This window comes from Curtobacterium sp. BH-2-1-1, from assembly GCF_001806325.1.
Lineage (GTDB): Bacteria > Actinomycetota > Actinomycetes > Actinomycetales > Microbacteriaceae > Curtobacterium.
Map to the genome: position 1 here is coordinate 3,403,678 of NZ_CP017580.1, position 13,350 is coordinate 3,417,027.

General features: G+C 72.5%; 17 protein-coding genes. 5 read left to right on the top strand and 12 right to left on the bottom strand.

Going from position 1 to position 13,350, the window contains the following annotated elements:
- Positions 1-100: 100 nt before the first annotated feature.
- From BJK06_RS16130 to BJK06_RS16145, 4 genes are all read right to left on the bottom strand, one after another.
- Positions 101-463, bottom strand: coding sequence for a hypothetical protein (locus tag BJK06_RS16130; RefSeq protein ID WP_156794896.1), 363 nt, complete (start codon positions 461-463; stop codon positions 101-103).
- Between the two features lie 131 nt (positions 464-594).
- Positions 595-1,638, bottom strand: a complete 1,044-nt coding sequence (mgrA, locus tag BJK06_RS16135) for an L-glyceraldehyde 3-phosphate reductase (RefSeq protein ID WP_070419558.1) — start codon at positions 1,636-1,638, stop codon at positions 595-597.
- Between the two features lie 35 nt (positions 1,639-1,673).
- Positions 1,674-2,981, bottom strand: coding sequence for a glutathionylspermidine synthase family protein (locus BJK06_RS16140; protein WP_070418737.1), 1,308 nt, complete (start codon positions 2,979-2,981; stop codon positions 1,674-1,676).
- Positions 2,981-3,352 carry a tRNA-dihydrouridine synthase gene (locus tag BJK06_RS16145; protein ID WP_254789616.1) on the bottom strand — a complete coding sequence of 124 codons (372 nt, stop codon included), beginning with the start codon at positions 3,350-3,352 and terminating at the stop codon, positions 2,981-2,983. The genes BJK06_RS16140 and BJK06_RS16145 overlap by 1 nt, the downstream gene beginning before the upstream one ends.
- Positions 3,353-3,657: 305 nt before the next feature.
- Here BJK06_RS16145 and BJK06_RS19195 point away from each other — a divergent pair, with 305 nt between their 5' ends.
- Positions 3,658-3,882: a DUF1232 domain-containing protein gene (locus BJK06_RS19195; protein ID WP_156794897.1), complete on the top strand. Its 225-nt coding sequence runs from the start codon at positions 3,658-3,660 to the stop codon at positions 3,880-3,882.
- A 25-nt stretch (positions 3,883-3,907) separates the two neighbouring features.
- On the opposite strand, the gene BJK06_RS16155 is transcribed toward BJK06_RS19195, so the two are convergent.
- From BJK06_RS16155 to BJK06_RS16165, 3 genes are all read right to left on the bottom strand, one after another.
- Positions 3,908-4,351, bottom strand: a complete 444-nt coding sequence (locus tag BJK06_RS16155) for a VOC family protein (RefSeq protein ID WP_070419560.1) — start codon at positions 4,349-4,351, stop codon at positions 3,908-3,910.
- Positions 4,352-4,595: 244 nt separating this feature from the next.
- Positions 4,596-6,992, bottom strand: a complete 2,397-nt coding sequence (locus BJK06_RS16160) for an excinuclease ABC subunit UvrA (protein ID WP_070418738.1) — start codon at positions 6,990-6,992, stop codon at positions 4,596-4,598.
- Between the two features lie 102 nt (positions 6,993-7,094).
- Positions 7,095-7,757, bottom strand: coding sequence for a hypothetical protein (locus BJK06_RS16165; protein WP_070418739.1), 663 nt, complete (start codon positions 7,755-7,757; stop codon positions 7,095-7,097).
- A 109-nt stretch (positions 7,758-7,866) separates the two neighbouring features.
- Between BJK06_RS16165 and BJK06_RS16170 the strand changes: the two genes are divergently transcribed.
- The gene (locus BJK06_RS16170; protein ID WP_070418740.1) at positions 7,867-8,286 is read left to right on the top strand and encodes a VOC family protein; all 420 of its coding nucleotides are present in this window, start codon (positions 7,867-7,869) and stop codon (positions 8,284-8,286) included.
- On the opposite strand, the gene BJK06_RS16175 is transcribed toward BJK06_RS16170, so the two are convergent.
- Positions 8,267-9,214, bottom strand: coding sequence for an isoprenylcysteine carboxylmethyltransferase family protein (locus BJK06_RS16175; protein ID WP_070418741.1), 948 nt, complete (start codon positions 9,212-9,214; stop codon positions 8,267-8,269). The genes BJK06_RS16170 and BJK06_RS16175 overlap by 20 nt on opposite strands.
- 152 nt (positions 9,215-9,366) lie before the next feature.
- Between BJK06_RS16175 and BJK06_RS16180 the strand changes: the two genes are divergently transcribed.
- Entirely contained in the window at positions 9,367-10,005 is a 639-nt protein-coding gene (locus BJK06_RS16180; RefSeq protein WP_070418742.1) for a DapH/DapD/GlmU-related protein, read from the top strand.
- Here the strand turns inward: BJK06_RS16180 and BJK06_RS18735 are convergent.
- The 3 genes from BJK06_RS18735 to BJK06_RS16190 all read right to left on the bottom strand — a co-directional run bounded on the left by BJK06_RS18735 (position 9,989) and on the right by BJK06_RS16190 (position 11,926).
- Positions 9,989-10,126: a hypothetical protein gene (locus BJK06_RS18735; RefSeq protein WP_156794898.1), complete on the bottom strand. Its 138-nt coding sequence runs from the start codon at positions 10,124-10,126 to the stop codon at positions 9,989-9,991. The genes BJK06_RS16180 and BJK06_RS18735 overlap by 17 nt on opposite strands.
- Before the next feature lie 88 nt (positions 10,127-10,214).
- Positions 10,215-11,114, bottom strand: a complete 900-nt coding sequence (locus BJK06_RS16185; protein ID WP_070418743.1) for an SDR family oxidoreductase — start codon at positions 11,112-11,114, stop codon at positions 10,215-10,217.
- 77 nt (positions 11,115-11,191) lie between these two features.
- Positions 11,192-11,926: an alpha/beta fold hydrolase gene (locus tag BJK06_RS16190; RefSeq protein ID WP_070418744.1), complete on the bottom strand. Its 735-nt coding sequence runs from the start codon at positions 11,924-11,926 to the stop codon at positions 11,192-11,194.
- Positions 11,927-11,970: 44 nt separating this feature from the next.
- Here BJK06_RS16190 and BJK06_RS16195 point away from each other — a divergent pair, with 44 nt between their 5' ends.
- Both BJK06_RS16195 and BJK06_RS16200 read left to right on the top strand, forming a co-directional pair.
- Positions 11,971-12,225, top strand: a complete 255-nt coding sequence (locus BJK06_RS16195; protein WP_070418745.1) for a Rho termination factor N-terminal domain-containing protein — start codon at positions 11,971-11,973, stop codon at positions 12,223-12,225.
- A gap of 40 nt (positions 12,226-12,265) precedes the next feature.
- A complete protein-coding gene (locus tag BJK06_RS16200; RefSeq protein ID WP_070418746.1) occupies positions 12,266-12,484 on the top strand; it encodes a hypothetical protein in 219 nt (72 codons plus the stop codon).
- A 3-nt stretch (positions 12,485-12,487) separates the two neighbouring features.
- Here the strand turns inward: BJK06_RS16200 and BJK06_RS16205 are convergent, their stop codons facing one another.
- Positions 12,488-13,321 carry a family 16 glycosylhydrolase gene (locus tag BJK06_RS16205; RefSeq protein WP_217642531.1) on the bottom strand — a complete coding sequence of 278 codons (834 nt, stop codon included), beginning with the start codon at positions 13,319-13,321 and terminating at the stop codon, positions 12,488-12,490.
- Positions 13,322-13,350: the final 29 nt, after the last annotated feature.

Below are 13,350 nucleotides of genomic sequence, written 5' to 3' on the forward strand. Positions count from 1 at the left end.
GCCTCCCGAGCACAGCATCGTGGTCAGAGACGGGATCGACCATCTGACTGATCACACTTGGCGGTGATCCGCACGAGGCGGTGCGCCCGAGAGCCTCCCGTCAGCGCCCGTCCGCCGAGCGAGCCCGCTCATCGTCCTGACGCATGTGCTCGATCAAGGTCGCCGTTGCATCGCGCAGGTCGCGGAGCATCCGCCGGAGCCCGAGGATCACGAACACCGCGACGATCGACAGCACCCAGAACATGGTTCCCGGGATCCACGGCGCATCCTCCGGGTGTCCGTCCAGCAGCGCGGCGAGCGTGAGCCACGCCATGACCGCTCCGATCAGCCAGCACATGCCCGCACCGAACCAAACCCCGGCCCAGCCGACCCGGACCCCACGACGGTCGTCACGGATCCGCTCTTCGGGCGTCAACTGGCTGCGGAGGATCTTCACGCATCGAGACTGCCCGACGGCAGCCACGGGCTGCAACCGGGACCCGGGTGACGTGAGCAGCCAGCCTTCCGGAATGCAGACGCGACCGCCTGCGGGACGGGAGGCGCGGCGCGGCCCCGCACCGCGCCTCCCGTCCGCCACCTGGTGACGGTTCCCGCTCAGGAGACCTGACCGGCGCGCGCGCCGGCCCACAGGTCGACGTCCGCGATCCCGACGGAGTGCTCGTCGATGGTGCGGAGCTCCTCGTCGGTGAAGGACGTGTTCGCCAGGGCGGCGACGTTGTCCTCGACCTGGGACACGCGCGAGGCGCCGATGACGAGCGACGTGACCCGCTCGTCGCGGAGCGCCCAGGCCAGCGCGAGCTGCGCGAGGGACTGGCCGCGTGCGGCGGCGACGTCGTTCAGGGCACGGAGGTGGGCGACCACCTCCGGTGTGATGCTCGACGCGTCGAGGGACTTGCCGGCGGCGGCGCGGGAGTCCTCCGGGACGCCGTCGAGGTACTTGCCGGTCAGGAGCCCCTGCGCGAGCGCGGTGAAGCCGATGACGCCGAAGCCGAGTTCGCTCGCGGCGTCGAGCAGCCCCTCGGTCTCGATCCAGCGGTTCAGCATCGAGTACGAGGGCTGGTGGATGAGCAGGGGCGTGCCGAGGTCGCGCAGGATCGCGGCGGCCTGGCGGCTGCGCTCCGCGTCGTACGACGAGATGCCGACGTAGAGCGCCTTGCCCTGCTGGACCGCGGTGTGCAGGGCGCCCATCGTCTCCTCGAGCGGGGTGGACGCGTCGAGGCGGTGCGAGTAGAAGACATCCACGTAGTCGAGGCCCGTGCGCTGCAGCGACTGGTCGAGGGAGGCGAGGACGTACTTGCGGGAGCCGCCGCCCTGGCCGTAGGGACCGGGCCACATGTCCCAGCCGGCCTTCGTCGACACGATCATCTCGTCGCGGTACGGCCGGAAGTCCTCACGCATGAGGCGCCCGAAGTTGATCTCGGCGGCACCGTAGGGCGGCCCGTAGTTGTTCGCGAGGTCGTGGTGGGTGATGCCGAGGTCGAAGGCACGGCGACTCACGGCACGCTGCGTCTCGAAGGCGACGTCGTCGCCGAAGTTGTGCCAGTAGCCGAGCGAGAGCAGCGGCAGGTCGAGGCCGGAGTTCCCGGTACGGCGGTAGGGCATCGTGTCGTAGCGGTCGCTGCTGGCGGTATAGGTCATGCCGTCCATCGTGGCAGGACGCGCGGCCCCGTCGTTCAGGACGCGGTGATCACGTTCGGCGCGAAGCGGCACCAGTAGTCGGTGATGGGGCCGTCGGACTCGCGGATGCCGACGCCGTACGACTCGCCGTCCACCACCCAGGAGCCGAGGACCGGGTGGTTGTGGCCGCGTGACCCGGGGAAGTCCGGCAGCTCGTGGTACTGCTGCCACACCCGTTCGCCGCCGGTGCCGGCGCGGCGGTACTCCGAGCCGTTCGTCGTCACCGAGCCGTCCGCGCGGTGCACGGCGATGCCGTCGCCCTCGCGCCCGAACACCGGCTTCACGACGAAGTCCGTCATGCCGTTCGGGCCGTCGGCGAACGCCGGCAGCAGGTTCTCGTGGCCCGGGAACAGCCGCCAGAGCGCGACCAGCAGCAGCTTGTTCGACAGGAACATCTTCCACGCGGGCTCGTACCACCGGCCGAGGCGGCCGCGGTCGCTGACGAGGAACGCGCCGAACTCCTGGTCGCCCTCGGCGCGGTCGTCCCCGGAGACGAGGTCCTCCCACGGGTAGAGCTTGAACAGGTTCCGGATGACCGGGTACTGCGTGCCGTCCTCGTCGCCGGGCAGCGTGAAGACGCTCCGCGACGAGCCGACGGGCTCGGCGCTGCCCACGAACTGCCGGGCGACCGCGTGCCACCCGATGTCCTTCATCTCGATGCCGGTGTGCTCCCACCCGGCCTCGCCGGCGAGGTCCCGCATGTACGCGACGGTGTTCCAGTCCTCGCCGGCGGTATCGAGGTCGGAGTGGGCGACGAAGAGCCGACCGCCCTCCTCGGCGCGGAGCGATGCGTGGAGCAAGGTGCGCCAGCGGGCGACCATCGCCTCGTGGATGCCGTTCCACTGATCGGTGTCGGCGGGCAACGTCCCGTCGGCGATGCGGTCCTGCAGCCAGTGCCACTGCGTCACCGAGGCCTCGATGAGCCCCGTGGGGGTGTCGCCGTTGTACTCGAGCATCTTCGCGGGGGAGCCGTCGCCCGCGTACGCCAGGTCGAAGCGGGCGTACACGTCCGGTTCGCCCTGCTCGAGCGACCACGCGGCGAGGTCGAAGCCCTCGCGGGTGAGCCCGAGGGTGCCGAGTTCGCCGGAGGCGAGGTACCGGGCGGCCTCGAGGCACATGCGGTGCAGCTCCTCGGTCTGCCGTTCGAGCGCCTCGATCTCGGGCAGCGTGAACACGTACGCCGCGCCGTCGTTCCAGTACTCGACCGCGGTGCCGTCCTCGCGCACCGACCGTGAGTAGATGAGGCCGGTCTGCTGGATCCGTCGCTGCCAGTCCGGGCGCTCGGTGAACTCGACGCGCTCCATCAGCCGCCGAACCCGCCGTGCTCGCCGGACCCGCCGAAGCCGCCCTTCGTCACCGAGCTGCCGCGGGACGAGATGCCCGACTCCGCGGTCTTGCCCGACGGGAGGCTGGCGGTGCCGCCCGACACAGCGTCGCCGACGGCCGGGACCTTCGTCGCGCGGCTGCCGCTGAGCGGGAGGTAGTACCAGCCGGCGTGCCCGCCGTGGTTGTTGCAGTCGTCGTCCGGCAGGCGCTTCTGCGTCGAGTTGTCGCGGCAGATCTTCGCGTAGTCGCTGTCGACCCCGGACCCCTCCCCGCAGCCGGTCAACGACGCGGCGAGGGCTGCGACGACCCCGATCGAGACGACACGGGACGCGCGACGACGAACACTCACGAACGGGAACAGTACCGGGGCGGGCGGCACCGTTTCGGCTCGACACCGCCTTCGCAGCGCGACCTGTCCGTTCACTCAGCTCCCGCGACACCGCGTCCGCCATGCTCGGGACATGGAGTGGTGGTCGGTCGTCGTCGCGATCGTGGGCGGGTTCGTCATCGTGTGGGGCGTCGTGGTGATCGCCCTGGTGGTCGCCGCACGTCGATCGGGCGACGGCCTCCGGCTGGTCGAGGCGCTCCGGCTCGTGCCCGACGTCGTCCGGCTGGTCCGGCGGCTCGTCGCCGACCCGACGGTGCCGCGGGGGGGTGCGCATCGCCCTGGTCGCACTCCTCGGGTACCTGCTGCTGCCGATCGACCTCGTGCCTGACTTCGTGCCGGTGATCGGGTACCTCGACGACGCGATCGTCGTCGCACTCGTGTTCCGGTTCGTCACGCGGCGGGCCGGTGCGGCGGCATTGGACCGGCACTGGCCGGGTACGCCGGAGGGGTTGCGTGCCGTGCGCGTCGCGGTGGGGCTGTCGGGGTCGTGACCGGCGCCCGGCTGCACCTCCCGGGTCAGCCCGCCGTCACCCGCAGGTCCTGCGCGAGCATCACGATGATCCCGCTCGGCCCGCGCACGTACGCCAGTCGGTACACGCCCTGGTAGTCCGCAACCCCGCGCAGGGGTCCGTACCCGTGTCGCGCGACCACCGCGAGGGCTGCGTCGATGTCCTCGACGGCGAACGCGACGCGGTGCATCCCGATCTCGTTCGGCAGCGTCGGCTCGGTCTCGATCGCCGTCGGGTGCAGGTACTCGAAGAACTCGAGCCGGCCGTGCCCGTCGGGCGTCTGCAGCATCGCGATCCGCGCGTGGTTGCCGTCGAGTCCCACCGCGGTGTCGGCCCAGTCTCCGCGCACCTCGTCGCGACCGACGACCTCGAGCCCGAGGTCCGTGAAGAAGACGATCGCCTCGTCGAGGTCGCGGACGGCGATGCCGACGTTCTCCAGCGAGATGCTCACACCGCGCACACTACCGAGCAACGGTCCGGCGCGTCGCGACCGCGGCCCCCACGACCGCGGTCGCGGACGACCGGACTCCCCACACACCGCTCAGCATGCTCCGGTCGCCCAGTGGGTGCATCCTCCGGAGGGATGAAAAGCTGATGGCCACTCAGCGAGCGCTGCGGCTCTCGGCCCACACCGGGTCGGACTGGAGGCACGGTTCGGGCCCGCACCGCGCCTCCAGGCCGTCACCCGGTCGCGTTCACCGCCCCAGCTGCGCGCGCAGGTAGGGAGCGGTCCGACTCGTGGCGGACGCCGCGACCGCGGCCGGCGTGCCGGCGGCGACCACCTGCCCGCCCGCGTCCCCGCCGGCGGGACCCATGTCGATGACGTGGTCGGCCGCCGCGACGACGTCCATGCTGTGCTCGACGACCACGACCGTGTTGCCGGCGTCCGTGAGCCGCGACAGCTGCTCGGACAGCAGCTCGACGTCGGCCGGGTGGAGGCCGGTGGTCGGCTCGTCGAGCAGGTAGAGCGTGTGGCCGGACCGGGCGCGCTGCAGTTCGGTGGCGAGCTTGATGCGCTGCGCTTCGCCGCCGGACAGCTCCGGGGCGGGCTGGCCGAGTCGGAGGTAGCCGAGACCGACCTGGCGCAGCGTCTCGAGCCCGCGCGCCGCGGCCGGGAGGCCGGCGAGGAACGGTGCCGCCTCGTCGACGGTCATGCCGAGCACGTCGGCGATGCTCGCGCCGTCCCACCGGACCTCGAGCGTCTCGGCGTTGTACCGGGCACCGTGGCACTCCGGGCACGGCGCCCAGCTGCCGGGCAGGAAGAGCAGCTCGACGGAGACGGACCCCTCGCCCTGGCACACCTCGCACCGGCCGCCCGCGACGTTGAACGAGAACCGTCCGGCGCCCCAGCCGCGCTCCCGTGCGGCATCGGTGGCGGCGAAGGCCTGGCGGACGGCGTCGAACAGGCCCGTGTAGGTGGCGAGGTTCGACCGGGGCGTGCGGCCGATCGGCTTCTGGTCGACCTGGACGACCCGGGTCACGAGCGGGTGCGAGGCGCCCTCGGTGGCCAGGACGCCACCGACGAGCGAGGACTTCCCGGAGCCGCTCACCCCCGTGACCGCGGTGAGGACCCCGAGCGGGACGTCGACGTCGAGACCGTGCAGGTTGTGCAGCGTCACGTCGTGGAGCGCCAGGGTGGCGACCGGCTCCCGCGGTGTGCGCACGGCAGGTGGGCCGGCCGGGTGGAGGAACCGCCGCGTCACCGACCCCTCGACGTGCTGGAGGCCGTCGACGGGACCGCTGTACAGGACGGTGCCGCCACCGGAGCCCGCGCCCGGCCCGACGTCGACGATCCAGTCGGCGCGGCGGACGATGCTCATGTCGTGCTCGACCACGAAGACGCTGTTGCCGCCGGCGCGCAGGTCGTCGAGCACCTGCACGAGGGACTCGGCGTCGGCGGGGTGCAGGCCGGCGCTCGGCTCGTCGAGGACGTACACGACACCGAACAACCCGGAGCGGAGCTGCGTCGCGATCCGGAGCCGCTGCGTCTCACCGGGGGAGAGCGTCGGCGTCGACCGGTCGAGCGCGAGGTACCCGAGCCCGAGGCCGAGGAGGACGTCGAGGCGCGTGACGAGGTCGCCCGCGATCGCGACGGCCACCTCGGTGTGCTCGCCCGAGGACGCACGGGAGGTCGCCGCCGAGGCGTCCGTGATCGCGGCGATCGGCCGGAGCGCGTCGGCGAGCGCCGTGATCGGCAGCGCGTTGAGGTCGGCGATGCTGTGCCCGCCGACCGTCACGGCGAGGGCCGCCCGGGTGAGCCCGGTGCCGCCGCACAGGCCGCACGGTCCGGACTCGACGTACTGCAGGGCCTTGGTGCGCTGGGTCTCGCTCTGGGAGTCCGCGAGGGTGTGCAGCACGAACTGCCGGGCGCTCCAGAACCGACCGCGGTAGGGCTTGGCGACCCGGTCGCGCTTCGGGTGCACCTCGACCACCGGCTGCTCCTCGGTGAAGAGCAGCCAGTCGCGGTCGGCGCGGGGGAGGTCCCGCCACGGCCGGTCGATGTCGTAGCCGAGCACCGCCGTCACGTCGCGGAGGTTCTTGCCCTGCCAGGCACCGGGCCACGCGGTGATCGCGCCGTCGCGGATGCTGAGCGAGTCGTCGTGGACCGCGGACGCCTCGGTGACCTCGTGCGCGGTGCCGAGTCCGTGGCAGCGGGGACAGGCCCCGGCGGCGGTGTTCGGCGAGAACGAGTCGGACTCGAGCCGGTCGGCTCCCGGCGGGTAGGTGCCGGCGCGGGAGAAGAGCATGCGCATCGAGTTCGACAGGGTCGTCAGCGTGCCCACGGTGGAGCGGGCACTCGGGGCACCGCGGCGCTGCTGCAGGGCGACGGCCGGGGGGAGTCCCGAGATCGACTCCACGTGCGGGGTGGACCCCTGCGCGATGAGCCGCCGGGCGTACGGGGCGACGGACTCGAGGAACCGGCGCTGCGCCTCGGCGAACACGGTGCCGAACGCGAGGCTCGACTTGCCGGAGCCGGAGACGCCGGTGAAGGCGATGATGCGGTCGCGGGGGATGTCGACGTCCACGTCCTGCAGGTTGTGCTCGCGGGCGCCGCGGACGCGGATGAACTCGTCGGGGCGGGGGTCGGGCATCCTCACGATGCTAGGCCGAGGCGGCTGGGTGCTCGGGTGCTCGGGTGCTGGTGGTGCGCGGGGACCGACCGGTGCGGGTGGTGTGAGGGGACCGTCCGGAGGTCATCCCGACCGTCGTCGATCCGCCGCCGCCAGTGCCCGGCGCATCCGCTCCGCGTCGCCGGCCGCCCACCCGCCGGAACTCGCCAGCGGCAACTCCGTCATGTGCCGACGCAGGTGCTCCGGGTAGTCCCGCACGACCCGGTCGGGGTCGTCCCGCACCGTGGCGTACAGCGCGAACAGGTCGGCGACGACCAGCCGGCCGTCCGAGCCGCGCATCACGTTCGCCGGGTTGTCGTCGAGCGGACCCCACCACGGCTGCTCCCGGGCGCCACGCGCGTGCACGGCGTCGATGTGCTCGGCGAGCGCCGCCACGTCCGGCTCACGGGCACCGATCGACCGGTGGAAGGCCGCCCCCTCGGCCGCGGACACCGGCGCGAGGTACTCCATCACCGTGAGGTCGGACCCGCCCTCGAGCACGCGGTGGTCGACCAGCACGGGGACCTGACGGGTGTGCGCCGCCACACGGTAGAGCATCGCCGAGTACGGCCCGGCGGGGTCGAACGGGCTGACCCGCGCCGCGAGCCGACCGGAGGGGGAACGGAACGCGCACGCCCAGTCCCCGGTGCCGCACGGCGTCCACCCGAGGCCCTCGAGTGTCCGGACCACCTCGGTCCACGGCATCTCGGCGGTGAGGTGCTCGTCGTACGCGTCGTCGCTGTCCACCGCCCCATCCTGCACGACCCGCCCACGGGCTTCCGCACGCGCCGACGGTCTGGGACGATCGACGCGACACGGACGACGGCGCCCGTGCACCATCCGCGAGGAGTCCACCATGACCGTCCGACTCAACCCGTACATCGGCCTCCGCGACCAGGCCCGTGACGCGCTCGACTTCTACCACGGCGTCTTCGGCGGCGAACTCACCGTCAACACCTTCGGCGAGGCCGGGATGGCACAGGACCCCGCCGACGCCGACAAGGTCATGCACGGCCAGCTCGAGGGCGAGAACGGTCTGCTGCTCATGGCCTCCGACGCACCGACCGGCATGGAGGGCCCCGACGTCAGCAACATCTCGGTGTCCCTGAGCGGTGACGACGAAGCAGCCCTCACGCGCTACTGGAACGGGCTCGCCGACGGGGCGAAGACGATCATCGAACCCCTCACGAAGGCCCCGTGGGGCGACACGTTCGGCATGGTCACCGACCGCTTCGGCGTGACCTGGCTCGTCAACATCAGCGGCGCGGCGGGCTGATCGCGTCCGCCGGGGCGCTCGCCGGGACCGGCCACCGGGGGACCCAGCACCGGACGCGTGCGGCGTAGCGCCGGAAGTCGTCGCCGAACCGGTGGTCGAGGTCGGCCTCTTCGAGCGGGCGGACGACGCAGTTCCAGACGATCGACCCGGCGAGCGCGTACACGACGACCATCCACGAGGTGAGCAGGAGCCCGACGGCGACGCCCTGGGCGATCCCGGCGAGCGCCATCGGGTTGCGCACCGATCGGTACGGACCGGCGATCACGAGCCGGTTCGGCATCGCGGACGGCAGCGGGGTCCCGGCGCCCTGCGTCGACATCGCCGCTGCGGACGCGATGCCGAGCGCACTTGCGGCGACGAGTGCGACGGCTCCGGTGACGACAGCGGTGGTCACGACGCCGTCGGGCAGCGTCGGGTGGAGCCGCCAGCGGTGCTCGGCGGCGGCGATGACGAGCGGCAGGACCCCGAGGAAGAGCCCCCAGAAGACGGTGATCTGCAGGACGGTGCCGAGGACGTGGCGGCGGCGACCCGCGTCGGGGTCGGCGGTGCGGAACCGCAGCGGGCCGGTCGTCAGCCACTCGGTCGGGACCCGGCCGAGCACGACGAGCGCCAGGGCGAGGGCGGACCCGACGGTCGCGCCGATCATCACGAGCACACCGGCACCGGCCTCGGTCGTCGCGGTGGCCCAGACGGCCAGGGCGGCCATGACCAGCGCGGTCCACCCGGTCGTGACCACCGCGGCGGCGCGACTGCCGGCCGCCGCGAGCGCCGATGCCACGACGAAGAGCGGGACGTCGAACACCGCGACGACGACGGGGTCGAGCGAGCCGAGGGTCGCCGACCGGACCCCGGGGAGGGTGCACACCGCGATCCACCAGAGGGCCCCCGCGACCGACTGGACCGCGAAGTACCGTCGGCCCCAGGACATGCGAGCACGGTAGCAGTGCGGGATCCCGGCAACGGACACCGCAAGAATCGCGCAACGCCCCGGTCCCCGCGTTGTCGACCGTGCTCGAGCCGACCTACCGTTCCGGCTGTGTGCGAGGACGCACACGTCCCCCTGCGAGACCTGGAGGCGGCATGTCCGCACGCACCGCATCTCCGTCCACGTTCGGCTCACGGCTGCGCGACGACGTCGTCCACGCCCGCGAGTACACGCTGTTCACGCTGCTGCTCGGGTCGCCGTTCCTGCCGCGTGCGGTACGCCGGTTGATCGCGTCCGCCGCGGGCGCCGACCTCGCGTCGAGCCCCGGTCCGCTGTTCTCACTGACGGGGGACCCGAAGAACCTCGTGGTCGGCCGGGGCGTGTACTTCAACCGGAACGTCACGGTCGAGGCCGTCGCGCCGGTCCGGATCGGCGACCACACCGCGATCGGGATGCAGGTGCTCGTGATGACGAGCCACCACGAGATCGGCGACGACGGGGCGTGGAGCGAGACCGCCTCGGGCCGGTCGGTCGACATCGGCGAGCGGGTCTGGATCGGTGGGCGTGCCGTCGTGCTGCCCGGGACGGTCATCGAGGACGACGTGGTGATCGCGGCCGGGGCGGTCGTCCGGGGGCGGCTCACCTCCCACGGGGTCTACGCGGGGGTGCCGGCGCGGCGAATCCGCGAACTCGGCCTCCCGGGCGCCGCCCCCGCCCCCGCACCTGCGGCCGCAGCGGCGACGCCCGCGGTCCCGGCCGCAGGCGTCGCTCCGGCGGTCAGTCCTGCCGGTTGATCTGGCCCAGCCAGCGCCCGAACGACGGCTTGCGCTCGTCGTGCAGGACGGAGACCGTCGTCGCCGGCGTGCAGCTCCGCTGGACGTCGACGGCCGTGCTCTCGTGGAGGTCGTGGCTCATGGTGTGCTCCTTCGCGTTCGGTGGTGGATGAGACACCCGGGACGCGCGTTCCATTCCCGGGTGCGTGCAGCCCGTGGGCCGTGCCCGGTCAGGGCGTCACCATGCCGCCGTTCACGTTGAGGGTCTCGCCGGCGACGTAGCTCGACTCGTGCGAGGCGAGGAACACGTAGGCGGGCGCGAGCTCGGCCGGCTGCGCGGCGCGGCCCATCGGCGACTCGCTCGACCCGAACTCGGGCAGCGACTCCGGATCGACGCCGCCGCTCGGCTGCAGGACGGTCCAGGTGGGTCCGGGAGCCACGATGTTCACCCGGATCCCACGCTCGACGAGTGCCTGCGACAGCCCCTTCGAGAGGTTGTTGATCGCGCCCTTCGACGCCGCGTAGTCGAGCCGGTCCGGAGCGGGCGCGTACGCCTCCATCGACGCCGTCGTGGTGATCGTCGACCCCGGCTGCAGGTGGGGGAGTGCAGCGCGGACCAGGCGGAACAGCCCGAACACGTTGACGTCGAACGTCGCCTCGAACTGCTCGTCGGTGAGGTCCTCGACCTCGGGCTGCCAGCGCTGCTTGCCGGCCACGCTCACGAGCGCGTCGAGGCCGCCGAGTCCCGCGACGGCCTGCTCCACCAGCGTGGTCGCGTACGACCGGTCGCGCAGGTCACCTGGTACCGCGACGGCGGTCCGGCCCGCGGCGCGGATCTGCTCGATGACGTGGTCCGCGTCGGACTGCTCCTCCGGGAGGTACGCGAGCGCGACGTCGGCACCCTCGCGTGCGAACGCGATGGCGACGGCGCCACCGATACCGGAGTCCGCGCCGGTGATCAGCGCCTTCCGACCGGCGAGCCGGCCGGTTCCCCGGTAGGTCTCCTCACCGAGGTCCGGTACCGGCCGCATGCGGCTCTGGAGGCCCGGCTCGGCTTGCGTCTGCGGCTCCGGCTGGACGTCGGGGTAGCGGGTGCGCGGGTCGGCTGGCTCGTACTGGTCGCGGGGCATGGTGCGGGTCCTCTCATCGGTTCCCTCCCACAGAACCGGACGGCATCTGGACCGCCGCCCAGGAGTGCGGTGTCCGGTCAGTGCCGCGCGCGACGGCGGGGTGCGACACCGTCGCTCTTGTCGGCCGCGTGGAACGCCTCGACGAGCTGCGCGACGAGGTCCGGCTGCTCGACGACGAGGCCGTGCGTCGCCCTCGGGACCACCGCGAGTTCGCCGTCCGGCAGTGCCTCGAGCATCTGGGCGAGGTGGTCGAGCCGCACCTCGTCGTCGTCCCCGCACAGGATGAGGACCGGGACGTCGAGGCCGCGGAGCTGCGCCACCGTCACCGCGGGTTCCGCCGTGTGCAGCACCCGCGACTTGACGGTGACGACCTCCCAGTGCTCCGGAGGGTCGGGGGACACCTCGGCGTAGGCGTCCGCCATGAACCGGGGCGGGTCACCGTCGAGGACGCCCTCGTGCCAGCCGTCGACGGAGAAGGGTGCACCGCCGAACACGAGCGACCGCACCAGGTCCGGGTGGGCGAGCGCGAGGTGCAGCCCGACGATCGCGCCGTCGCTCCACCCGACGAGGTGCACGGGACCGGCGCCGAGGGACCGCACGGTGCCGGCGAGTTCCTCGGCCATGTCCGCGAAGTGCCACGGGCCGTCGACGTCGGGAGAGCGACCGTGCCCGGCTCGGTCGACGAGCACGACACGGGCGCCACCGAACGCCTCGGCCAGCGCCGACATCGACCGGGAATCGGTGCCACCGGGGTGGAGCAGCACGATCGGGGTGCCCGGACCACCCGGGTCGGAGGTCCAGGGTTCGGTCATGCCGGAGTCTCCCACGTCGAGGACCCGGGCGTACGGTGTGCGCCATGCCGAACCAACTCAAGAAGCCGGACATGTACGAGGAGCTCCGCAAGGAGGGCAACTCGAAGGAGAAGGCCGCCCGCATCAGCAACGCCGCCGCGGCGCGGGGCGAGCACGCCGTGGCGAAGAGGGGCGGCGAGTCCGGGTCCTACGACGACTGGACCGTGGCGGACCTCAAGCGACGCGCGAAGGAGCTCGGCATCACCGGGTACTCGTCGAAGCGGAAGGCCGAGCTCGTCGAGGCGCTCCGGGAGCACTGACGGTACCGGGAGCACTGACGGCATCTGGCACCATGGAGTCGTGAACGAGACGGGCATGCCGCGCTTCCGACGGATCTGGTCGACGGTGCAGGTGGGCGTGCTCGCCGTGGCCATCGTGTTCTGCGTCGTGATGCTCGTGATCGGACAGGGCAAGCTCGATCGCGTGTACGCCGTGGCCGCGGTGTTCTTCGGTCTCGCCCTCATCGGGCACAGCACGTACCTGTGGCTGGTCGCGCGGAACGGCCGCGGCCGCCCCTGAGCCTCAGGCGTTCGCGAAGACGCGCACCCAGTCCACCGTCATCTGCTGCGGGAAGCGCGTCGACGCGTCGGGTGACCCGGGCCACGAGCCGCCGACGGCCACGTTGAGGACGACGAAGAACGGCTTGTCGAACACCCACGGGTCCGCCCCGACGTCGGCACGGGTCAGCGTCCGGTACGCCGTGCCGTCGACCGACCACGTGATCGAGTCCGGACGCCAGTCGACGCCGAACACGTGGAAGTCGTCGGCGAACGGAGCCCCCGTGGGGTTCGTGGACGCCGCCGAGATGCCCTGCGCGCCGGAGTACCCCGGACCGTGCACCGTGCCGTGGACCACGGTCGGTTCGTACCCGACGTTCTCCATCACGTCGATCTCGCCGCAGGCCGGCCACCCGACCGACCCGATGTCCGCGCCGAGCATCCAGAACGCGGGCCAGATCCCCTGCCCCCGGGGGATCCGGATGCGCGCCTCGATCCGGCCGTACTGCGCCGTCGAGGTGCCCTCGGTCTTCAGTCGTGCCGAGGTGAACGAACCGTCGGCCTCACGCCGAGCGGTGATCACGAGGTTGCCGGCACCGTCGAGCGCCGCGTTCCGCCGGGAGTCCGTGTAGGTCTGCAGTTCCCCGTTGCCCCACCCGCCCGCGCCGAGGTCGTACCGCCAGACGGCGCTGTTCGGCGCACTGCCTGCTGGCCCGTCGAACTCGTCCGCGGCGAGCAGGGTGCCCGCTGCCGCCACGGCCGGTGTGGAGCGGCTCGCGATGCTCGTGCCGACGATCGCGGCGGTGGTCCCGGCGATGCCGGCGGTCATGAACCGGCGACGGTCGATGCGGTCGTCCACGTCGTCCTCCTCAGGTGTGCGCGTGGGTG